Below are 20,422 nucleotides of genomic sequence, written 5' to 3'. Positions count from 1 at the left end.
GAACCTTGGCAAGAAGTTTCATGGAATACGCTATTAAAAGCCTAGTCTCGCCACTCCACCGCCGCTGCCACCGCTCCACGCAACGCATTGCAGACCACGACGCACTCGGCGGCACGCAAGTCCGCCAATGTCAGACGGCGTTCGCTGGCAGCCCATTGCGGATCGGCCAGCAACACTCTGCGCATGACGCCGGGCAGAACGCCGGATTGCAGCGGCGGGGTGTGCCAGCAACCTTGCATTTTCAGGAAAACATTGCTGCGTCCACCCTCGGTCAATTCGCCATCGATATTGGTAAATAATGTATCGAATGCCCCTTTTGCCTCGGCGTCACGCCAGGCGGCATCATAGCGCTCCCTGACTGTCGTCTTGTGACGCAAAAACAAATCTGCCGGATCGATCCGGTGCCGGCCTATCAGAACCTTGACTTGCGCCGGCAGCGGCGTCAGGGGTGCGGTCTGCACCGCGCACTGGCCGGATTGCTCCAATGACAATCGAGCCCGATATGCCCCGTCGAGCGGCAACTTGCCAAGCGCATCTTCCAGGCTACGGCGCACTCTCTCGTCTTGATAGGTAAAGCCGAAATAATCAGCGGAAGCACGCAGGCGCTGCAAATGCAGCGCAAGGTGGCGATAGCCATCCGAACGTGTTGCATGCAGAGTCTCGAACAAGGTAAATGCATGCTGCAAGCCGGTAAGGAACCGTGCTTTCAACTGGCACTCGGCGTACTCTTCTGCAATCTTGCTATCGTGCACGATGCCTGCGCCTACACCCATCTCGCCTTTGCGAATGCCGCCGGGAAGCGGCGCTTGCAAGGCCAGGGTGCGGATCGGAACGGACAGACAGAAGTCCCCGATTTTTTGTGTCGAATTATGCGGAATCGGATCAAACCAGCCGATGCTGCCGGTGTATATTCCGCGCGGATCCGGCTCCAGTTCGCGAATAACCTGCATTGCACGCCGCTTGGGTGCGCCGGTAATGGAGCCGCAAGGATACAGCGCTGTGAATAGTTGTTCCAGCGTGACATCCTGGCGCAATTGCGCACGGATGGTTGAGGTCATCTGCAGCACGCTGCTGTAACGCTTGACCTCAAACAATGCCGGCACCGCCACCGAACCCAGCGCTGCGACACGCCCCAGATCATTGCGCAGCAAATCAACAATCATCAGATTTTCTGCCCGGTTCTTGGGGTCGCTGGCCAGCGTCTGCGCGTTGGCGGCATCCTGCCGGACATCATCGCTTGCCGGCGCAGTCCCCTTCATCGGACATGCTGTCAGCCGGCCATTTTCGTGCCGCACAAATAACTCGGGGGAAAACGACAAGACCGCACGCCCGTCCGGCAATCCTATCAATGCGCCATACGGCACCGGCTGACGCCGGCGCAAACGCAAATACAGCGCATGCAAGCTGCCGAAAGCATCAAAGTGCAAGCGGTAGGTGTAGTTGGCCTGATAGATGTCGCCCGCCGCGATATACGCGCGAATCCGGGTGATGGCTTGCGCAAACTGACTTTCACTGATATTGGCCTGAATATTTGCAATACCGGCATTGCACGCATGGTCATGCGTGCTATCCGACTGGCTGTCGCCTTGCTCTGCCAGCCATGTCTGCACTTGCTCAGCAGAAAGTTGTTGGCAACTTGTGAACAGCAGGATTTGCACCAAGGGCTGATCCACCGGGTGCTGCGCCGTTGCCATCAATTCCGCACCAAGCTCGTAGGAAAACAGGCCCACTGCGTGCAGGCCGCATTGCAGCGCCTGCTCCAGTCGGGCCAGCACCGAGGGAAGCACGCGACTATCGCCGCAACTCAGCGTATCGACATACCCCGTGTAAAGACGGGAGCGCGGTTCAACGGCGCTGGCATCACAATCATCCAGCAAGGCAAAGACGGCACTGGCGCTGCCGGGGCCATTACCGGAAGTTGTATCAAGAAGATGCGGCACAAGAAAACGGACTCTCAAATAAACAAACGATTAAAACCCTGCATGGCATCGGGAATGGATGCCAATTGCTACCAGTCCGGCTGCAGCAGGTATTGCAGGGCCTTTCCGCAACATCTTGCCGCCTCTTTCACAGCATGGAATGCGCGCATGGCCAGCGATCATGAGTACGGTCAATAGCCCGATAATGCCGTATCGCCTTATTACAACAGTGCATGCTTGAATGCACCTTTTTTCTGCAAATGGATTACTCTACAGTCATCGATGCCCAGGATGTATACCGTGACAAATGAAGTTCGCAACTTGCCTGAACGCATGCATTCTTCGGCATTGACGCCTGCACTGCTGACCCTGCTGGCCGGGCTGATTGTAACATCGGTGCTGTTCGTCAGTAGCCGGCGTCTGGAGCACGACAAGATAGAAGCGAGTTTCCGGAAAAATGCCGAAATTTGCCTGCAAACCGTCCAGCATGAGTTGGATGAAGCGGTCATGGCGCTGGGGGCGATCAATCAGCTCTTCGTGACGAACCAAACCGTAAGCCGGGAACAGTTCCGCATTTTCACCCGCCCCTTGCTGGACCGCTATCCGCACGTTCTGAATTTTAACTTTCATCGCATGGTTTCCCAAGCGGAGCGTCCGGCGTTCGAAGCCGAACAACGGAAACGCTATCCGGATTTCGCGATAACGGAAGTGGATGGCCAGCAGCGCGTGACTGCACGCTCCAGGCAACATTATCGGGTGGTGGATTACATTGAGCCGATGCAAGGCAATGAAGCGGCATTCGGGCTCGATGCCGGCTTTCAGAGCGAACAGGCGGCAGCGATGCAGCGCGCCGCCGACAGCGGACAAGCGGCAGCCAGCGGCCTGTTCCGGTTGGCGCAGGAAAAAGGCCGGCAGCGCGGATTCCTGGTATTGATGCCGGTATACCGGCACAACGCCAGCCTGCACGATGCGGCGTCGCGCCGGCAAGCGTTGCTTGGGGACACCTCGGCGGCTTTTCGCGCCGGCGATCTGATCGGGCAGATTCTCGCCAAAACAAGACTGGCGAATCCGACCGACATCAGCATCAGCGTCTATGCCAATGCCGCATCCGACGATCAATATCTGGCTTTTCGCAAGGGCAGCAAGGCAATGCCGGCAATGCACGACGGCATCTTGCCGCGCTGGCTTTTTTACAACCAGCCGGGCACGGCCTCGATGCCGCTCCAGGTTGCCGGCACTCCCTGGCATATGACTGTCTCGGCCGCTCCCGAGCCGTTTTACAAGGCCAACAATAATGCGCTGTATGCGCTGATTGCCAGCGCGCTGCTAAGCCTGCTGGCAGCGGCCTATGTATACACGCTGTCATCGCGCTCCCGTCGCATCCAGTCGCTGGTACAGTTGCGCACCGCAGAATTGCGGCTCTCGAACCAGCGGCTCAACGACGATATCGCGGCCCGCAAAAAAACCGAGCACCGCTTGCAAATACTGGAAAGCGCGGTGCAATCGAGCGCCAACACCATCTTCATCACCAGCGCCAGCGCGCCTGATTACGGGATCGAATACGTGAACCCGGCGTTTGAACGCATGACTGGCTACGCCGCGCACGAAGCGATCGGGTGCAATGTGCGCTTCCTGTTTCGGGATGACCAGCAGCAGGACGGCCTCAAAAATATCCAGGAAGCGGTGCGCAACCGGCGCGAAGGCCATGCGGTGGTGCGCAATTACCGCAAGGATGGCACGCTGTTCTGGGCCGAAATCTATTTCGCGCCGGTCCGGGACGAGGCCGGCCAGGTGCACCATTTCGTGGTTTCCAGCCATGACATCACCGCCAACAAGCGCTATCAGGCTGAACTCGAATTTCAGGCCGGTCACGATGTCCTGACCGGGCTGGCCAACCGCAATTTGCTGGGCGACCGCCTGAACCAGGCGATTACCGAGGCGGCCTGCCACGGCCATCCGGTCTGGATAATCTCGGCCGACCTCGATCGCTTCAAGTTCGTCAACGACACGCTCGGCCACAAGGCCGGCGACATGCTGCTGCAGGTGGTAGGCAACCGCTTGCAACAGGCGGTGCGGGAATTCGATACCGTGGCGCGCCTGAGCGCCGACCAGTTCGTGCTGGTGCTGCAGGAGCGCGGCGACGCGCCCCTGACGCTGGCAACCATCGAGCAGATCATGGAAGCGGTGGCGCAGCCGCTGTCGATTCATGGCTATCATTTTCAGCAGAAATGCAGCATAGGCGTCGCCATCTACCCGGCCGACGGCGACGATCCGGAAATGCTGATGAAGCATGCCGATATCGCCATGTACCGCGCCAAGGAAAGCGGCCGCAACAATATCCAGTTCTATGCGGAGAGCATGAATGCGCGGGCGCTGGAACGGCTGCGGCTGGAAGGCGATTTGCGCAATGCGCTGGAGCGCGACGAATTCCTGCTGCACTACCAACCGCAGGTGGATTTGCGCAGCGGCCGCATCGTCGGCATGGAAGCACTGATCCGCTGGCAGCATCCGACCCTGGGCATGATTGCGCCCGACCGCTTCATCAAGCTGGCCGAGGAAACCGGCCTGATCGTGCCGATCGGCGCCTGGGTGATTCGCACCGCGTGCGCGCAGAACCGGGCCTGGCAACTGGCCGGACTGGGCTATTTGCGGGTTGCGGTAAACCTGTCCGCAATCCAGTTCGCCCAGCAGGACATGGTCAAGTCGATCGCCGCGGTACTGCAGCAGACCGGGCTGGCCGCGCAATACCTGGAGATCGAACTGACCGAAAGCCTGATCATGACCGACGTCGAACATGCGATCGGGATTCTGCGCGACCTCAAGGCGCTGGGCCTGCAACTCTCGATCGACGATTTCGGCACCGGCTACTCCAGCCTGTCCTACCTGAAGCGGTTCCCGATCGACGTGCTGAAGATCGATCAATCCTTCGTGCGCGACATCACCGTCGATCCCGACGATGCCGCGATCGTGGCGACGATCATTTCGCTGGCGCACAGCCTGCGCATCAATGTGATCGCCGAAGGGGTCGAAACCGCCGCCCAGCTGGCCTACCTGCAGCGCAACCATTGCGACGAGATGCAAGGTTATTACTTCAGCCGGCCGGTGCCGGCCGACGCGTTTGAACGGATCCTGCGGCAGGACAAAAGCCTGCCGATCGATGCCGCCGGGGCTGTGCGATCAGGTTAACAACAGGGCGATTTGTCCCTGCAGGCTGCCCGACGGCAGTTGCCTGAAGCCGGTCTTGGCAAAGCGATGCCAGCCGCCGATGACCAAATTGACGATCAAACCGGCCCGCGCCGATACTTCGGCTTCCTTCGCATGGCCCTGGGTGACGGCGATCCGCAACGACTGCTTGAGGGCCAGCTCGATGCGCTCGACGAACTGGTTCATGCGCGCCTGCAGGCGCGCGTCTTCATTGACCAGCGCATCGCCGATCATTACCCGCGTCATGCCCGGATTGCGTTCGGCGAAGTTCAGCAGCATCACGGCGATCGCCTGCGCCTGCGACAAGCCGTCATCCTGCTGCTCGGCGATCTGGTTGATCAGGCCGAAAACCGAGGATTCGATGAACTCGATCAGGCCCTCGAACATCTGCGCCTTGCTGGCAAAATGCCGGTACAGCGCCGCCTCCGAAACAGCCAGCCGGCCGGCCAGCGCGGCGGTGGTGATTTTTTCGCTTTTCGGCTGCTCCAGCATGACCGCCAGCGCCTGTAGGATTTGGAGCTTGCGCTCACCGGATTTAACTGTTGCCATATTCTCGGAAAAAAGGAATGCCCTGTTGCCAGGTCAAATTGCGCCTGCGCGCTTTACGCAATATCTGCTGAAACTACCGTATAACTGGAGTATGTCTAATAAATAGCCACTTTCCGCTTAAATTCATGCGGTTTTTAAAAATACTCCATAAGCATCGTGGATTCAACACAATTGCCATTGTGCACCAAAATCAGCGCAAGCGATGCAACTGGCCCGGCAATTGCCGCACCGACCTCACCTTGACGTCGATATACGCGGGGCGTGCGCGCCTGGAGACGCCTGGCGCGCCCAGGTATTGGGTCACCCAGGCGGTGCGCATGCCCAGCGTGCGGGCGACTTTCAGCGTTGCGGCGGTATCCTCCACCAGGATGCAGCGGCTGGCAACCACGCGCTGCCGGGCCATCAGCTGGCGCAGCATCAGGCCGGACGGCTTGGGCCGCAGCTTGCCATGCACCCGCATCGACTCGATCGGGACGTGCGCGGCAAAATGCCGGTGCAAGCCGAGATGGCGCAGCACCGTGCGCGAATACCGGTACGGCGCGTTGGTCAGCAGGATCTTGCGCCCGGGCAGGCGCCTGAGCAGTTGCGCCAGGCCGCGCTCGGCGCGGATCATGGTCCTGACATCGTCGAAGCGATGGGCGGCGTCCAGAAATTCCGCCTGCCGCACCGCGTGATGCTTGACCATGCCGAGCAGGGTCGCGCCGTAACGCTGCCAGTAATCGATCCGGACCGCATTCACGCGCTCGGGGTCGGCCGGCCCGCCCGCATCGCCCAGCGCCTGCGCGATGAATGCGTTCATGTTGGCGTTAATGGCCGGAAAGATCGCGTGCGACGCGTCATGCAGCGTGTTGTCGAGGTCGAACAGCCACAGCGGCCCGGGTCCGGCGCGCAAATCAGTGCCCGAAATCAGTGGCTGCGGATCATGGTGCCGAACGCCTGCTCGGTCAGCACTTCCAGCAACAGCGAGTGCGGGATCCGGCCATCGACGATATGCACGGTGTTCACGCCCGACTTGGCGGCGTCCAGCGCCGAGGAAATCTTCGGCAGCATGCCGCCGGAAATGGTGCCGTCGGCAAACATTTCATCGATTTCGCGCGCAGACAGATCGGTCACCAGGTTGCCGGCCTTGTCCTGCACGCCGGCGATATTGGTCATCATGATCAGCTTTTCGGCCTTCAGGATTTCGGCGATCTTGCCGGCCACCACGTCGGCGTTGATATTGTAGGCTTGGCCGTCGTCGCCGAAGCCGATCGGTGAAATGATCGGGATGAAGGCGTCGTCCTGCAGCGCTTTGACCACCGCCGGGTTGATTGCATCGATTTCGCCGACGAAGCCGATATCGAGGAATTCGCCCGGACGCTCCTTGTCCGGCATCTGCATCTTGCGGGCGCGGATCAGGCCGCCGTCCTTGCCGGTCAGGCCGACCGCCTGGCCGCCGTAATGGTTGATCAGCATCACGATGTCCTGCTGCACCTCGCCGCCCAGCACCCATTCCACCACTTCCATGGTTTCCTCGTCGGTGATGCGCATGCCTTGCACGAAAGTGCCCTGCTTGCCGATTTTCTTCAGTGCGCTGTCGATTTGCGGGCCGCCGCCGTGCACCACCACCGGGTTCATGCCGACCAGCTTGAGCAAAATCACGTCGCGCGCAAAGCCGTGCTTCAGGTGCTCGTCGGTCATCGCATTGCCGCCGTATTTGATGACGATCGTCTTGCCGTGGAATTTGCGGATGTAAGGCAGGGCTTCGGCGAGGATTTCGGCCTGAATTTCCGGCGCGACGGAAGTTAAATCGCCCCGGGGATGCGGGTCAATCTGGGTGAGTGCGGTCATGGCAGATCCTGAAAAGTTTTCCGCGATTTTACAGGGAAAATCGCTTTTCCCCGCAGACCTGCCTTGCGTTTCGCATACCGAAATATCGGCAGCCTGTCGCCAGGGCGCAGAAGCGTGTAGCATCGTGGCGATGGCGCAGGTGCCCGTACTGCGCCGCCACGGCAAGCGCCAACCGCGCAAAAACACCGGAAAATCCAATTACTTCAATCGCATATCGATGAACATCCCGCGCCGGACACTTGCATCAGGATCAGGAGCATGAGTCTCTGCACGCGTTGCGGTGCGCCATTCGCGTGCGGCATGCTGGACCGGCACGACAGCGCGCCGTGCTGGTGCAGCCAATTGCCGGCCCTGCCGGCCGCTGCAATCGATGCCGCAGCCGGTGCGGACGCGCGCTGCCTCTGCCCGGCCTGCCTGCACGCGGCGGTTGCAGCACTGCCGCCGGCGCCAGCATCTTTACCATAAATACACATAGGTGTATTTTTCGTTTCCGCATATAAAATAAGCATAAATCACTGGATTTATTGCCATACTCCATATGCAATCATGAAATCTAGCGCATGTTGCAGACTGAAAAAGCATCGCTTGCGCTGTTTTTCCACGCAAGAACCCCTGATTTTTCCTGAAATCAGCGGGAATCCTTCAGCGGCAAGATTTCGGGCAAGTTTCCACTCGGAAACAATGGCGATATCCGCGATGGCACTGCAGCGATTGGCGGCAGTTCAAGGCCGTTGATATATTTCAGCAATATTGACGAAATATTTCATGAAACGGAAAAGTTGCACTACAGTGGCTGAAACCGGCGTCCTTCTGTCCTATAATGCCCTGCAACCATAATATAAGTGGAGCACAGTCGTGGCTACGCAGCAGAGCCACGATCCATAATAATCACAAGTTAATTGGAGAATCTTCATGACATCACTGCATCGCCTTACAAAAATTGCCCTGGCTGTCAGCGCCACCGTTTCCTTTGCCAGCATCGCCCAGGCGGAAACCGTAAAAATCGCCATCGCCGGCCCGATGACCGGCGCCGTGACGCAATATGGCGACATGGTCAAAGCCGGCGCGCTGACTGCCATCGAGCAGATCAACGCCGCCGGCGGCAGCAATAAGTTCGAAGCGGTGATCATGGACGACGCCTGCGAGCCGAAGCAGGCGGTAGCGGTAGCCAACAAAATCGTCAGCCAGAACATCAAGTACGTGATCGGCCACGTCTGCTCGGGCTCGACCATCCCGGCTTCCGACATTTACGAGAACGAAGGCGTGGTCATGATCACCCCTTCGGCCACCGCCCCGCAACTGACCGAAACCAAGCCACACAAATACATTTTCCGCACCATCGGCCGCGACGACCAGCAAGGCCCGGCCGCCGCCAAGTACGTGATCGAAAAGCTCAAGCCGAAAAAAGCGGCGGTGCTGCACGACAAGCAATCGTACGGCCAGGGCGTTGCCTCCTCGGTCAAGAAAAGCCTGGAAGCGGCGAAGATCCCGGTCGTGCTGTTTGAAGGCATCAACGCCGGCGACAGCGATTACTCGGCCGTCATCACCAAGCTGAAATCGCAGGGCGTGGACTTCGTCTACTTCGGCGGTTATCACCCGGAAATGGGCTTGCTGATGCGCCAGGCGCGCGAGCAAGGCATCAAGGCAGTATTCATGGGCCCTGAAGGTGTCGGCAACAAGGACATCACCGCGATTGCCGGTCCGGCCTCCGAAGGCATGCTGGTGACGCTGCCGGCCGACTTCGCGGCCGACCCTGCCAACGCCGCGCTGGTGAAAGCCTTCAGCGACAAGAAGCGCGACGCCAACGGGCCGTTCCAGCTGTCGTCCTATTCGGCGGTGAAGATCATTGCCGACGCCATGACCGGCGCCAAGAGCACCGACCCGACCAAGGTAGCTGCCTACATCCACAGCCATCCTTTCAAGACCCCGATCGGCAACGTGGAATATGACGCCAAGGGCGACCTGAAATCGTTCAAGTTTGTTGTGTATACATGGCACAAGGACGCCACCAAGAGCGAAGCCAAGTAATCAGTGCCTGCTCAGGATATCTGGGCTAATTTGACTGCATCCGTGCCGATGCCCCATCGCAATGCGCATGGGGCATTTATCATTTACTTTTCCCATGCATACATAAATGAATGAGCTGCTTCCACAACTTACCCAGCAACTCGTCAACGGTCTTAGCCTGGGTGCGATCTATGCATTGATCGCGATCGGCTACACCATGGTCTACGGCATCATCGGCATGATCAATTTCGCCCACGGCGAGATTTACATGATCGGCGCCTATGTCGGCCTGGTGGCGCTGACCGCGATCGGCGTGCAGGCCGGCTATCCGCTGCCGCTGGTACTGAGCGCGGCGCTGCTGGTATCGATCCTGGTCACCGGGCTGTACGGCTGGACGGTCGAGCGGGTCGCCTACCGGCCGCTGCGCGGCGGGCCGCGCCTGGTGCCGCTGATCTCGGCCATCGGGATGTCGATCTTCCTGCAAAACTACGTGCAGCTGGGCCAGGGTTCGCGCGACATGTCGGTGCCGATCCTGATCTCGGGCGCGCTGGAGTTCCAGATGGGCAGCGACTTCACCGTCACCATCCCGTATGCGCGCCTGCTGATCGTCGGCGTCACGCTGCTGCTGATGGTGGCCCTGACGCTGTTCATCGCCCGCTCGCGCATGGGCCGCGCCTGCCGCGCCTGCGCCGAGGATATGGGCATGGCCAACCTGCTGGGCATCGACACCAACCGCGTGATCTCCTTCACCTTCGTGCTGGGCGCGATGCTGGCGGCGGTGGGCGGGGTGCTGATCGCGCTGACGATCGGCAAGCTGAATCCCTACATCGGCTTCATCGTCGGCATCAAGGCCTTCACCGCGGCAGTGCTGGGCGGCATCGGCAGCATTCCCGGCGCGATGCTGGGCGGCGTGCTGCTGGGCCTGGCCGAAACCTTCGCCGCCGGCTACCTGCCGTCCGAGTACAAGGACGTGGTGTCGTTCAGCCTGCTGGTGCTGATCCTGCTGTTCCGCCCGACCGGCCTCCTGGGCAAGCCGGATGTGGAAAAAGTCTGAGGTAACCGCGCGCATGCGCGCGGGCTGGCATAAACGAGATATGAAAACGGACGCCTGATGGCACATACATTCAAGAATGCCGCGGCGGCGGCAATACTTACCGCCATTCTGACCATTCCGATCCTCGGGCTGCAATTGCAGTTCGAAGGATTCAAGATCGTGCTGCATGCGCACTGGACGCCGGTGCTGATCGCGGTGGCATCGGTATTTTTATTCCAGCTCGCCAAGCCGTGGCTGGCCCGCTCCACCGCCAGCGTGCGCAGCGGCATACGCCTGCCGGCGCTGCCGCGCATCCAGCCGGCGCAGCAGCGCGCGTTTGTGCTGTTGCTGCTGGCAATCGGCGTCACCTGGCCTTTCTTCGGCTCGCGCGGCGCGGTCGACGTGGCCACGCTGGCCCTGATCTACATCGTGCTCGGGCTGGGCCTGAATATCGTGGTCGGTTTTGCCGGTCTGCTCGATCTGGGCTATGTGGCGTTCTATGCAATAGGGGGCTATACCTATGCGCTGCTGAACCAGTATTTCGGCCTGACGTTCTGGGAATGCCTGCCGCTGGCGGCCGGGATGTCGGCGCTGTTCGGCTTTCTGCTGGGCTTTCCGGTGCTGCGCCTGCGCGGCGACTATCTGGCGATCGTCACACTCGGCTTCGGCGAAATCATCCGCCTGCTGCTCAACAACCTGACCAGCCTGACCGGCGGCCCGGACGGCATCTCCGGCATCCCGAAACCGACGGTATTCGGGATCGAAATGGCGCGCAGCCCCAGCGTCGCAGGCGGCACCACCTTTCACGAACTGCTCGGCCTGACCTATCAGGGCGGGCACATGGTGATCTTCCTGTATTTCATGGCGCTGCTGCTGGTGCTGTTTACCTACTTCGTCACCAGCCGCCTGATCCGCATGCCGATGGGACGCGCCTGGGAAGCCTTGCGCGACGATGAAATCGCCTGCCGCTCGCTCGGCATCAATCCGACCCGGGTCAAGCTGTCGGCATTTACGCTGGGCGCCTCCTTTGCTGGCCTGGCCGGCAGCTTCTTCGCCGCGCGCCAGGGCCTGGTCACGCCGGAATCGTATACCTTCATCGAATCGGCGCTGATCCTGGCCATCGTGGTGCTGGGCGGCATGGGCTCGCAACTGGGCGTGATCATGGCGGCGATCCTGCTGACCGTGCTGCCGGAACTGGCGCGCGGCTTTGCCGAATACCGGATGCTGTTTTTCGGCCTGGTGATGGTGTTGATGATGATGTGGCGGCCGCAGGGCTTGCTGCCCGCGACCCGCCCGCACGTGGAGTTGCCGCAATGAGCGCCGCACTACTGAAAGTTACAGGGCTGTCGATGCGTTTCGGCGGCTTGCTGGCAGTCGACGACGTGGCCTTCTCGGTCATGCAAAAGGAAATTTTCGCGATCATCGGCCCCAACGGCGCCGGCAAGACCACCGTCTTCAATTGCATCAGCGGATTTTACCAGCCCACCAGCGGCTCGATTGCGGTCGAAGACACCGCCATCGCGGGCATGCCGAGCCATCAGGTGGCGCGCCACGGACTGGTGCGCACGTTCCAGAACATCCGCCTGTTCAAGACTCTGACGGTGCTGGAAAACCTGCTGGTGGCGCAGCATACCCAGCTCAGCACCGGGCTGCTGCCGGGCCTGCTGAAGCTGCCCGGCTACCGCCGCTCCGAACGCGCGGCGCTGGAGCGCGCCGCCTACTGGCTCGACCAGCTGGGCTTGCGCGAGCTGGCCAACCGCGAAGCCGGCACGCTGTCGTACGGCTATCAGCGCCGGGTCGAAATCGCGCGCTGCATGATCACCAAGCCGCGCCTGCTGCTGCTGGACGAGCCGGCGGCCGGCCTGAATCCGCACGAAAAGCAGGAATTGCAGCAATTGATCGACCGCCTGCGGCGCGAACACAATGTGGCGGTGCTGCTGATCGAGCACGACATGAGCCTGATCATGGGCATTTCCGACCGCATCCTGGTGATGGAGCACGGCAAGCCGATCGTCACCGGAACGCCGTCCGAGGTGCGCCACGATGCGCGCGTGATCAAGGCTTACCTGGGAGAAGAATGATGTTGCAGTTTGAGCAGGTGCATACCCACTACGGCGCCATCGAAGCCTTGCACGGGGTTTCGCTCGAAGTCAGGCAGGGCGAAATCGTGACCCTGATCGGCGCCAACGGCGCCGGCAAAACCACGCTGCTGATGACGCTGTGCGGCAAGCCGCGCGCATCAAGCGGCACCATCGTATTCGAGGGGCACGACATCACCCAGTGCGCCACGCATGAAATCATGCGCATGGGGATCGGCATCTCGCCGGAAGGCCGGCGCGCATTCCCCAGCCTGACGGTGCTGGAAAACCTGAAGATGGGCGCGTTCTTCGCCAGCAAGGATGAGATCGAAGCCGGCATCGAACACGTTTTCACGCTGTTTCCGCGCCTGCAGGAGCGCAGCAACCAGCGCGCCGGCACCATGTCCGGCGGCGAGCAGCAAATGCTGTCGATCGGCCGCGCGCTGATGGGCAAGCCGCGCCTACTGTTGCTGGACGAGCCGACGCTGGGGCTGGCGCCTTTGATCATCGCGCAGATTTTCGAGATCATCCGCACCATCCGCGAACAGGGCGTGACGGTATTCCTGGTCGAGCAGAACGCCAACAAGGCGCTGCATGTGGCCGACCGCGGCTACGTGCTGGAAAACGGCCGGGTGGTGCTGGCCGATACCGGCGCCAACCTGCTGAGCAACGACGCAGTACGCAAGGCGTATCTGGGCGCGGCCTGAAGCAGCGATAGCTCTACAGCCGCTCTCTTACTCGCAGCGGCGCAGTTGCTGCTGCGGGAAATCGGCGGCAATCCGCTCCAGCGCCGCCAGGCCGGCCGGGTCCAGATCGCGCACCTGAAATGCCACATTGCTGGTGGCCGCGCTGCGGCTGCCGATCCGGGCCGACTGCACGCCCTGCTGCTTCAGAGCTGCCAGCTGTCTTCTGGCCGCCGCCTCGGTCCTGAACACGCCCAGCGAAATGCCCCAGCGCAGATCGGGATTGGCGTTGTCTTGCATGATGAAGAAGTTGCTTATGCCGCGTCCGCGCAATTCGGCCACTTTCTTCTGCGCGCCGGCCTGATCGCCCTGCGACGGGATGTACACGATGTAGCTGGCGATGGCATCGACATTGCGGCGCGACTGCCGCTCGCCCAGCGCCAGCGCCGCGAGCTGCGTCTCGAAACGCCCGGCTTCCGCCAGCGGAAAATTGCCGATTTCAGTGCAGGCGATCAAGGCCGGCGGTGCCGGAACCGGCGCCGCCGCGACAGGCGCAACGGCTTTTTCCCCGGCGGAGAGCAAAATCAGCTGCTCCGGATGGATTTGACCCTTGAGGCGCTGCGGCTCGCGGCCGTTTGGCACCACCGCATCCAGCGCGCCCAGATTCAACGCCAATAGCGCACCGTTGGTCAGCAACAATAGCCAGAAAATGAATTTCAACATGATGTATCCGCAGCGCCCAGCGCCGCGACTTGTAAACCGATAAGCACCAGATTATCGACGGTTTTGTGCGCCACATGCAGTTGCGGCGCGATATACGCGGCGGCGCCGCCGGCCAGCACGCACTGCACTGCCGGATGCTGCAGCGCATGGGCAGCCACCGCGCGCTCGATGGCGCCGGCCTGGGCGGCGATGCAGCCGGCCACGATCGCGTCGTCGGTATTGTCGGCAAACGCTTGCGCCACGGCTGCAGTTTCAGCCACTTGCGGCAATTGCGCGGTATTTTTCGCCAACGCGCCGGCCATCAGACCCAAGCCCGGCAGGATCATCCCGCCCAGAAAAACTCCGTCTGGACTAAGCGCATCGACCGTGGTGGCGGTGCCGCAGGTGGCGACGATCAGCGCTTGCCGGGGAAACAGCGCGTGCGCGCCGATCACCGACGCGAAACGGTCGCAGCCGAGCTGGGCCGGGTTGCGGTAGCCGTTGCGCACCCCGCCCAGTTGCGGCACCGACGCGAACCATCCGATCTGCGTCGGCTGCAATCCGGCAGCCGCCAAAGCCGCCTCCAGGCTCCCGCGCAGCGCAGCGCCGGCCACGTTCGACAGCAGCGCACGCGCAATCTCCATGCCCCGCCAAGCCTGCGCCAGCGTGCCGGTTTCGGCATGGCTGATGGAGCCGAAAGTGCGCCAGCATCCCAGGCCATCCCGCCCCGCCGCATCGACCAGCGCCCACTTGATCCGGGTATTACCGGCATCGACCAGTAACAGCATGCTCATCCTTCCTTGATCCGCAGCGACACATCGCCGGCGACGACGGCAACGCGGCCGGCTGCGGTGTCCAGCAGCAGGCGGCCGACCGCATCGACCCCGACCGCCACGCCCTGCTGCAGCACCTGACCGCGATCCAGCACCAGCACCGTCTGGCCGGCGAATGCGTGCAGGCCATTCCAGCGCGCCACGAAAGCGGCAAAACCGCGCGACTCGAATTCCACCAAAGCATCGGCCAGCGCATTGAGCAGCTCCGCCAGCAACAAGTTGCGGTCCAGCCGCGCCAGCCACGGCGCGTCGGCCACCGCATGCCCGATCTGCGCCTCAAGCTGGTCCGGCACGTTCAGGTTCAGGCCGATCCCGATCACCGCCCAGACGCCGCCCTGCCCGTCCTGTCTTGACGCGGGCAGAGCCGCAGTCTCGACCAGGATGCCGGCCAGCTTCTTGCCGTCTTTCAGCACATCATTCGGCCACTTCAAGCCGACCCGGATATCGAACAGCGCCAGCGCCTCGGCCAGCGCCACCCCGACCGCCAGCGGCAAACCCAGCAGCGCCTGAATCGGCTGCGCGAAGCGCCACGCCAGCGAAAACGTCAACGCGCCGCCCGGCGCCGAAAGCCAGCTGCGCCCGGCACGCCCGCGGCCGGCGGTCTGGCGCTCGGCCACCAGCAAGGTCGGCGCGGCCAGGCCATCGATGCGCGCCAACAAATCGGCGTTGGTCGAACCGGTCTCGGCCACCGCCTCGATGGCAACCTGCTGCGCACCGGCGCGCCGCAATGCGGCAATGCGTGATTCAGAAAGCGAAATATCCATGCCGCGCATTGTAGCGGCAGCGGCAGCCTGAGTGTGCCGGAAGGGCAAAAAATCCGCACCGCTGCGCATACGCGTCCCGGGTGCGCCGGATATGGCGGTTGAAATGGCCCTCGGCGATGAAGTCGGCCAGCACCATCTGCGGCACGATCGCGGTGTGGCGGTCGATCACCGCCTTGGCCTGGCCGCGCCGCTCAGGATCGCGTGCTTGATCGCCGCATACAATTGGCGAAACAGCGGCGCCGGACCGGCGCGGTCCAGCGGCAGCGCCGTCAGCAATTGGGTCAGATGCATGGATATTTCCCGCGAATTGGTATTTTAAAAATAGACATTATTGGACCTTTTGAAAAGCCAAATTAGACGGTAGCATGGTTGCCATCTCCTTCTCAACGCCCGGGAATATCATGCAAACCATTACGTATGCACAAGACCGCCTTATCACGCCAGAGCAGCTGGCCGCTGTGTTTACCCGTTCCGGCATCAGCCGACCGGTCGATGATCTGGCGCGTCTCGCAAAGATGCTGCAGCATGGCAATCTGCTGGTCACCGCCTGGGATGGCGCCAGCCTGGTCGGCGTCGCGCGCGCGCTGACCGACTTCGCGTTCTGCTGCTACCTGTCCGATCTGGCGGTCGATCGCAAATATCAACACCGAGGCATCGGCCAGGCGCTGATTGAGCAGGTGCGCAGTGCGATCGGCCGCGACTCGATGCTGTTGCTGCTGGCCGCGCCGGACGCGATGGCGTATTACCCGAAAGTCGGATTCGAAGCGGTCGCCAACGGCTGGATCATCAAGCGGCCGTCGGCGGTCTAAGCTGTAAACTCACCTATCGACAGGAACCCTCATGTCCCAATTTGACGCCACCGTCGCCTGGCAACGCGGCGCACAACAATTCACCGACAACCGCTACCGCCGCGCGCACGAATGGGTATTCGACGGCGGCGCGCGGGTGCCCGCTTCATCGTCGCCGCTGTCGGTGCCGGTGCCGCTGTCGGACCCCGCCGGCGTCGATCCGGAAGAAGCGCTGGTGGCCGCGACGTCGAGCTGCCACATGCTGTGGTTTCTGTTGCTTGCGGCCAAGGCCGGCTACACGGTCGATCAGTACATCGACCGCGCATTCGGCGTGCTGGGCCAAAACAGCGACAACAAAATTGCGCTGACGCGCATCACGCTGCGACCGCAGGTCGTATTTTCCGGCGCGCAGCAACCGACGCCGGAGCAGCTCGCTGCGCTGCATCATCAGGCGCACGAATCGTGCACCATCGCTAATTCGCTGCGGGCCGAAGTGGTGCTTGAACTACTGTGACTGCACTGCGCTGATTTCAATCCTGAAAGGAACACCATGTACGTACCCGCACACTTTGCCGAACAGCGGCTCGACGTGCTGCACCGGCTGATGCACGAGCATCCGCTGGGCGCGCTGGTGACGCTGCAGCCGGACGGCCTCGACGCCTGCCACATCCCGTTCGAAATCGCGCCGGCCAGCGCCGCAGCGCCGCACGGCACCTTGCGCGCGCACATCGCCCGCAACAACCCGTTGTGGCGCAACGCAACGTCAGGGGTGGACGCGCTGGTTATCTTCCAGGGGCCGCAGGCCTACATCACGCCATCCTGGTATGCGGAGAAACAGGCCAGCGGCAAGGTGGTGCCGACCTACAATTACGCAACCGTCCATGCATACGGCCCGCTGCGCATCATCGACGACGCCGCCTGGCTGCAGGCGCTGCTGGAGCGCCTGACCAACCGGCACGAGACAAGCCGCGCCCGGCCGTGGCAGATCGGCGATGCGCCGCCGGACTATATCGAAAAAATGCTGGGCGCCGTCATCGGCATCGAGATCCCGCTGCGCCGCGTGACCGGCAGCTGGAAGGCCAGCCAGAACCGCTCAACCGAGGACCGGGCGACGATCGCCGCCGGCCTGCGTGCAAGCGACGATGGGAAGGCGATGGCCGGGCTGGTGTCAGGATAAAGCTGCGCAGCTTATACCTATTCATTCACGTTAATTGGAAGAGATTCATGGAAGAAATCACGATCGCGGACTTGTCGTTGCCCTCCCATGCGGAAGCCGTCGTATTCTTATTGAACGAATACGCCCAGGATGAAATGGGCGGGAAACATGCGCTGTCGAAATTCGTGACAGACAACCTTGTAATCGAACTCCGCAAAAGGCCCGGCGCGCATGTGGTTCTGGCCTTTTCCGAGGGCAAACCGATCGGCCTCGTGATCTGCTTTGAAGGTTTTTCGACGTTCTCGTGCAAGCCCTTGCTGAACATTCACGACGTCGTCGTTTTGCCCGGATATAGAGGACGCGGAATATCCCAAAAACTGCTGTCGAAAGTGGAACAAGTCGCCCAAAGCCTCGGTTGCTGCAAGCTGACCCTGGAAGTCCTGGAAGGCAACGCTGCAGCCCGCGCAGCGTACAAGTCCTTCGCTTTTCCGGCTACGCGCTCAGCGCGGAGACCGGCAATGCGATTTTTTTGCAAAAGCCGTTCCAATCATAAGCAAGGTAAGTCAAGGCAAGGCGTCAATAAACCAGCCCCCCTGCTGTACGCAGGGCCGCGCCTTTGCCATCGAAAATCGGTCCCGATACACAAGCGCACTGCTCGGCAGCGCATCATCCATCGACTGATACCGCAAAATTTAATCAAAGGACAATATGAACAACGCATTTATCCTGATCAGCATTGGCAGTGCGGTGGCAATCGGCGCCATGAGTCCCGGGCCGAGCTTCGTCATGGTTGCGCGCACTGCAGTGGCTTCGACCCGGAAGAATGGCCTTTGCGCCGCCTTGGGAATGGGTATCGGCGGCATGCTGTTCGCCATCGCCGCGCTGTGCGGACTGCAAGCGCTGCTGGCCGCTGTCCCATGGTTATATCTGACGATCAAAGTGATCGGCGGCACTTATTTGGCTTATTTGGGCTGGAAGATATTCCGTGGCGCAAAACAGCCGCTGGCCGATATGGCGGGCGGCGACGCCGCGCCTGCAGGGACAGCATCGCGGTTTTTCCTGACGGGACTGGGCACCCAGATGAGCAATCCGAAGACCGCGCTGTTCTATGCAAGCATCTTTGCCGCATTGCTGCCGCCCGATGTGCCTGTATCGCTGATGATTGCGCTGCCCTGCATCGTTTTTGCAATCGAAGCAGGATGGTACGCAATCGTCGCGCTGGCGCTGTCGTCGGCCGCGCCGCGCGCCGCATATCTGCGCTACAAGCCGTGGATCGATCGTGCCGCAGGCAGCGCGATGATGTTTCTGGGCGCAAAACTGGTCAGCTCCGCCAAGTAGATTCAAAGGCCGCAAGCGCCGCAGCGCCGGGCGTCGCGCCGGCCGGTGATTGTTTATATACTGGCATAGGCATTTTTAAATGCCGAATGGATATAAGCGTGAAATGCACTGCTTTCGCTGATACTCCAGCATATTCCATGCAGCCCGTGAGCGATATCAAGCGCAGCAACTGACGACGAGCCCGCTGCAGCGCATTGCGCGGCGGCGATCGGTAAATGTCGGGTCTCGGTTTACTGTTGCCTTACTATATCGACTGAAATCTCCACCGCCGGGATCGTTCCTCTATTCTCAAGCCAGTGCGTGGTGTTCTTATCCTCAGGCCAGCCCACTCCCGGCCCATACTCGGTAGCCACTCCATTTCGATGGTCAGTGATCGTTCCTTGCAGTATGTAGACCGTGCCTGGCCTGTCTTTATGGTTGTGCATCGGGCCGAAAACGCCTCCAGGTTCGATGGTCACCTTACGCATTCGAAGCTGGCGCCCTGCCATGCCCTCGATTTCAGGGCCCAGGTCAATCACTGCAAGTTGCTCTACCATAACGCCTTTTGTCTCAGGCGCCTTCTGTTCGTTTTTCATCGCGCTCTCCTTTCTGTACGGCCGCGCCGCACGGCGGATAAAACTCTATCTGTTGGAGCAACGTTTCAGCCGTACAGTTACACAGTTTCCACCGGTTCCAAAATTTTCGGCGAAAAGCAGCGCGGGCTAGACGAATAGCCTATCCGACCGGCACGACCGTCAAGTACCGTCCGGCGGACCTCGCCGCGCACCAGCGATTCGCTGCCGAAGTCGGCAAAGTGGCGTTCGACAAGCGCTGATCCCCATCGGCATGCAGCGTACCAATTAGGCAGAAGCCGCTTCCGGCATGAAAATATACTGGATTCTGTATTTATAAGTGCCGCAATGAATACATGCTTAGAATACATTGTTTTCAGCCATACCCCCGTAGCAGAATTAAAAATGCCGCTCACTTTTGCAAGTGAACGGCATCGCAGTTGCAGCCGGGGTTTTCTTCACCATCACGCCGCATGATGATGGTCTTGCCACCATTTTTCGAACTCCTTGTCGCGCAGCATGGCCCAGGCTGCCAGCGCCGCCACCAGGATGCCGACCACGACCGCGTTCATCATCGCGCTGCGCTCGGCGGTGAAGCGCAGGGCCCAGGGCGAGACGATCAGCCACACGCCGAGCGCCATGTTGAGGCCTTCTTCCCACACCCTCGGCATGTACATGGCGACTGCCGCAAATACCACGATTGCAGCGCCCAGGATAACGGCATTCCAGGCTGCCAGAGGCATCCCGGCTGCATAGGCAAGCATCCACGGAGAAAAGAACATCCAGACTCCGAGCACCAGATTGCCGCCGTCTTGCCAGCGTTTAGTTGTTGCGTCCACAATACCCTCCATCAACAGAAAATAGATAACTATTAGATATCGGTTTGGCGGAAACGTTCCCGTTTCGCGGATGCTGCGCAAGGCCGCCGGCGGATCGTGGCAGCATCGATTGCCTATAGCGGGTATTTTTTAACGCAGCACAAAAAAA

23 protein-coding genes and 1 pseudogene are annotated in these 20,422 nt (G+C 61.0%); 13 read left to right on the top strand and 11 right to left on the bottom strand.

Annotated features, from left to right (window positions below):
* Nucleotides 1–41 precede the first annotated feature (41 nt).
* Nucleotides 42–1,940, bottom strand: a complete 1,899-nt coding sequence (gene pabB / locus HMCN_RS0112975; RefSeq protein WP_025917798.1) for an aminodeoxychorismate synthase component I — start codon at nucleotides 1,938–1,940, stop codon at nucleotides 42–44.
* Between the two features lie 279 nt (nucleotides 1,941–2,219).
* Between pabB and HMCN_RS0112970 the strand changes: the two genes are divergently transcribed.
* The gene (locus HMCN_RS0112970; protein ID WP_369792151.1) at nucleotides 2,220–5,105 is read left to right on the top strand and encodes an EAL domain-containing protein; all 2,886 of its coding nucleotides are present in this window, start codon (nucleotides 2,220–2,222) and stop codon (nucleotides 5,103–5,105) included.
* Here the strand turns inward: HMCN_RS0112970 and slmA are convergent.
* From slmA to argB, 3 genes are all read right to left on the bottom strand, one after another.
* On the bottom strand, nucleotides 5,097–5,672 hold the full coding sequence (gene slmA, locus HMCN_RS0112965; protein WP_025917796.1) for a nucleoid occlusion factor SlmA: 576 nt from the start codon (nucleotides 5,670–5,672) through the stop codon (nucleotides 5,097–5,099). The two genes, HMCN_RS0112970 and slmA, sit on opposite strands and share 9 nt — an antisense overlap.
* Before the next feature lie 190 nt (nucleotides 5,673–5,862).
* A complete protein-coding gene (locus HMCN_RS0112960) occupies nucleotides 5,863–6,564 on the bottom strand; it encodes a pyrimidine 5'-nucleotidase (RefSeq protein ID WP_238552159.1) in 702 nt (233 codons plus the stop codon).
* Nucleotides 6,565–6,578: 14 nt separating this feature from the next.
* Nucleotides 6,579–7,502, bottom strand: coding sequence for an acetylglutamate kinase (argB, locus tag HMCN_RS0112955; RefSeq protein ID WP_025917794.1), 924 nt, complete (start codon nucleotides 7,500–7,502; stop codon nucleotides 6,579–6,581).
* Between argB and HMCN_RS18760 the strand changes: the two genes are divergently transcribed.
* The 7 genes from HMCN_RS18760 (at nucleotide 7,501) to HMCN_RS0112920 (ending at nucleotide 13,327) form a co-directional block, all read left to right on the top strand.
* Nucleotides 7,501–7,764 carry a hypothetical protein gene (locus tag HMCN_RS18760; protein ID WP_081801509.1) on the top strand — a complete coding sequence of 88 codons (264 nt, stop codon included), beginning with the start codon at nucleotides 7,501–7,503 and terminating at the stop codon, nucleotides 7,762–7,764. The two genes, argB and HMCN_RS18760, sit on opposite strands and share 2 nt — an antisense overlap.
* Nucleotides 7,761–7,967 carry a cysteine-rich CWC family protein gene (locus HMCN_RS18755; protein WP_081801508.1) on the top strand — a complete coding sequence of 69 codons (207 nt, stop codon included), beginning with the start codon at nucleotides 7,761–7,763 and terminating at the stop codon, nucleotides 7,965–7,967. Before HMCN_RS18760 ends, HMCN_RS18755 begins: the two co-directional genes overlap by 4 nt.
* 447 nt (nucleotides 7,968–8,414) lie before the next feature.
* Nucleotides 8,415–9,530 carry a branched-chain amino acid ABC transporter substrate-binding protein gene (locus HMCN_RS0112940; protein ID WP_025917792.1) on the top strand — a complete coding sequence of 372 codons (1,116 nt, stop codon included), beginning with the start codon at nucleotides 8,415–8,417 and terminating at the stop codon, nucleotides 9,528–9,530.
* 106 nt (nucleotides 9,531–9,636) lie between these two features.
* A complete protein-coding gene (gene livH / locus HMCN_RS0112935; RefSeq protein ID WP_025917791.1) occupies nucleotides 9,637–10,563 on the top strand; it encodes a high-affinity branched-chain amino acid ABC transporter permease LivH in 927 nt (308 codons plus the stop codon).
* Nucleotides 10,564–10,620: 57 nt separating this feature from the next.
* Entirely contained in the window at nucleotides 10,621–11,859 is a 1,239-nt protein-coding gene (locus HMCN_RS0112930; protein ID WP_025917790.1) for a high-affinity branched-chain amino acid ABC transporter permease LivM, read from the top strand.
* Entirely contained in the window at nucleotides 11,856–12,623 is a 768-nt protein-coding gene (livG, locus tag HMCN_RS0112925) for a high-affinity branched-chain amino acid ABC transporter ATP-binding protein LivG (protein WP_025917789.1), read from the top strand. The genes HMCN_RS0112930 and livG overlap by 4 nt, the downstream gene beginning before the upstream one ends.
* Nucleotides 12,623–13,327, top strand: a complete 705-nt coding sequence (locus HMCN_RS0112920; RefSeq protein ID WP_025917788.1) for an ABC transporter ATP-binding protein — start codon at nucleotides 12,623–12,625, stop codon at nucleotides 13,325–13,327. Before livG ends, HMCN_RS0112920 begins: the two co-directional genes overlap by 1 nt.
* Before the next feature lie 27 nt (nucleotides 13,328–13,354).
* Here HMCN_RS0112920 and HMCN_RS0112915 read toward each other — a convergent pair whose 3' ends face one another.
* From HMCN_RS0112915 to HMCN_RS20010, 5 genes are read right to left on the bottom strand one after another with little or no spacing between them, the layout of a single operon-like run.
* Nucleotides 13,355–14,026: an SPOR domain-containing protein gene (locus HMCN_RS0112915; protein ID WP_025917787.1), complete on the bottom strand. Its 672-nt coding sequence runs from the start codon at nucleotides 14,024–14,026 to the stop codon at nucleotides 13,355–13,357.
* Nucleotides 14,020–14,793, bottom strand: coding sequence for a type III pantothenate kinase (locus HMCN_RS0112910; protein WP_025917786.1), 774 nt, complete (start codon nucleotides 14,791–14,793; stop codon nucleotides 14,020–14,022). The genes HMCN_RS0112915 and HMCN_RS0112910 overlap by 7 nt, the downstream gene beginning before the upstream one ends.
* A 2-nt stretch (nucleotides 14,794–14,795) precedes the next feature.
* Nucleotides 14,796–15,611 carry a biotin--[acetyl-CoA-carboxylase] ligase gene (locus HMCN_RS0112905; protein ID WP_369792150.1) on the bottom strand — a complete coding sequence of 272 codons (816 nt, stop codon included), beginning with the start codon at nucleotides 15,609–15,611 and terminating at the stop codon, nucleotides 14,796–14,798.
* On the bottom strand, nucleotides 15,583–15,771 hold the full coding sequence (locus tag HMCN_RS0112900) for a hypothetical protein (RefSeq protein WP_025917784.1): 189 nt from the start codon (nucleotides 15,769–15,771) through the stop codon (nucleotides 15,583–15,585). Before HMCN_RS0112900 ends, HMCN_RS0112905 begins: the two co-directional genes overlap by 29 nt.
* Complete coding sequence (locus tag HMCN_RS20010; RefSeq protein WP_255342436.1) at nucleotides 15,768–15,893, bottom strand: hypothetical protein; 126 nt, start codon at nucleotides 15,891–15,893, stop codon at nucleotides 15,768–15,770. The genes HMCN_RS0112900 and HMCN_RS20010 overlap by 4 nt, the downstream gene beginning before the upstream one ends.
* Nucleotides 15,894–16,003: 110 nt before the next feature.
* Between HMCN_RS20010 and HMCN_RS0112890 the strand changes: the two genes are divergently transcribed.
* The 5 genes and pseudogenes from HMCN_RS0112890 to HMCN_RS0112870 all read left to right on the top strand — a co-directional run bounded on the left by HMCN_RS0112890 (nucleotide 16,004) and on the right by HMCN_RS0112870 (nucleotide 18,884).
* Nucleotides 16,004–16,411, top strand: coding sequence for a GNAT family N-acetyltransferase (locus HMCN_RS0112890; RefSeq protein ID WP_025917783.1), 408 nt, complete (start codon nucleotides 16,004–16,006; stop codon nucleotides 16,409–16,411).
* A 31-nt stretch (nucleotides 16,412–16,442) separates the two neighbouring features.
* Entirely contained in the window at nucleotides 16,443–16,904 is a 462-nt protein-coding gene (locus HMCN_RS0112885; protein WP_025917782.1) for an OsmC family protein, read from the top strand.
* Nucleotides 16,905–16,940: 36 nt separating this feature from the next.
* The gene (locus tag HMCN_RS0112880) at nucleotides 16,941–17,567 is read left to right on the top strand and encodes an FMN-binding negative transcriptional regulator (RefSeq protein WP_025917781.1); all 627 of its coding nucleotides are present in this window, start codon (nucleotides 16,941–16,943) and stop codon (nucleotides 17,565–17,567) included.
* 47 nt (nucleotides 17,568–17,614) lie between these two features.
* Nucleotides 17,615–17,986, top strand: a pseudogene (locus HMCN_RS18750) (GNAT family N-acetyltransferase); the annotation flags it as partial.
* Nucleotides 17,987–18,254: 268 nt separating this feature from the next.
* A complete protein-coding gene (locus tag HMCN_RS0112870; protein WP_025917779.1) occupies nucleotides 18,255–18,884 on the top strand; it encodes a LysE family translocator in 630 nt (209 codons plus the stop codon).
* 230 nt (nucleotides 18,885–19,114) lie between these two features.
* On the opposite strand, the gene HMCN_RS0112865 is transcribed toward HMCN_RS0112870, so the two are convergent.
* Both HMCN_RS0112865 and HMCN_RS0112860 read right to left on the bottom strand, forming a co-directional pair.
* Nucleotides 19,115–19,459 (bottom strand): cupin domain-containing protein, encoded by a 345-nt coding sequence (locus tag HMCN_RS0112865; protein ID WP_025917778.1) that lies wholly within the window; start codon nucleotides 19,457–19,459, stop codon nucleotides 19,115–19,117.
* 440 nt (nucleotides 19,460–19,899) lie between these two features.
* Nucleotides 19,900–20,274: an SPW repeat protein gene (locus HMCN_RS0112860; protein WP_202962670.1), complete on the bottom strand. Its 375-nt coding sequence runs from the start codon at nucleotides 20,272–20,274 to the stop codon at nucleotides 19,900–19,902.
* Between the last annotated feature and the right edge of the window lie 148 nt (nucleotides 20,275–20,422).

Source organism: Herminiimonas sp. CN, from assembly GCF_000622895.1.
Lineage (GTDB): Bacteria > Pseudomonadota > Gammaproteobacteria > Burkholderiales > Burkholderiaceae_D > AVCC01.
The sequence above is the reverse complement of the archived record's forward strand: the minus strand, read 5'-3'. Positions and strand labels throughout refer to the sequence as shown.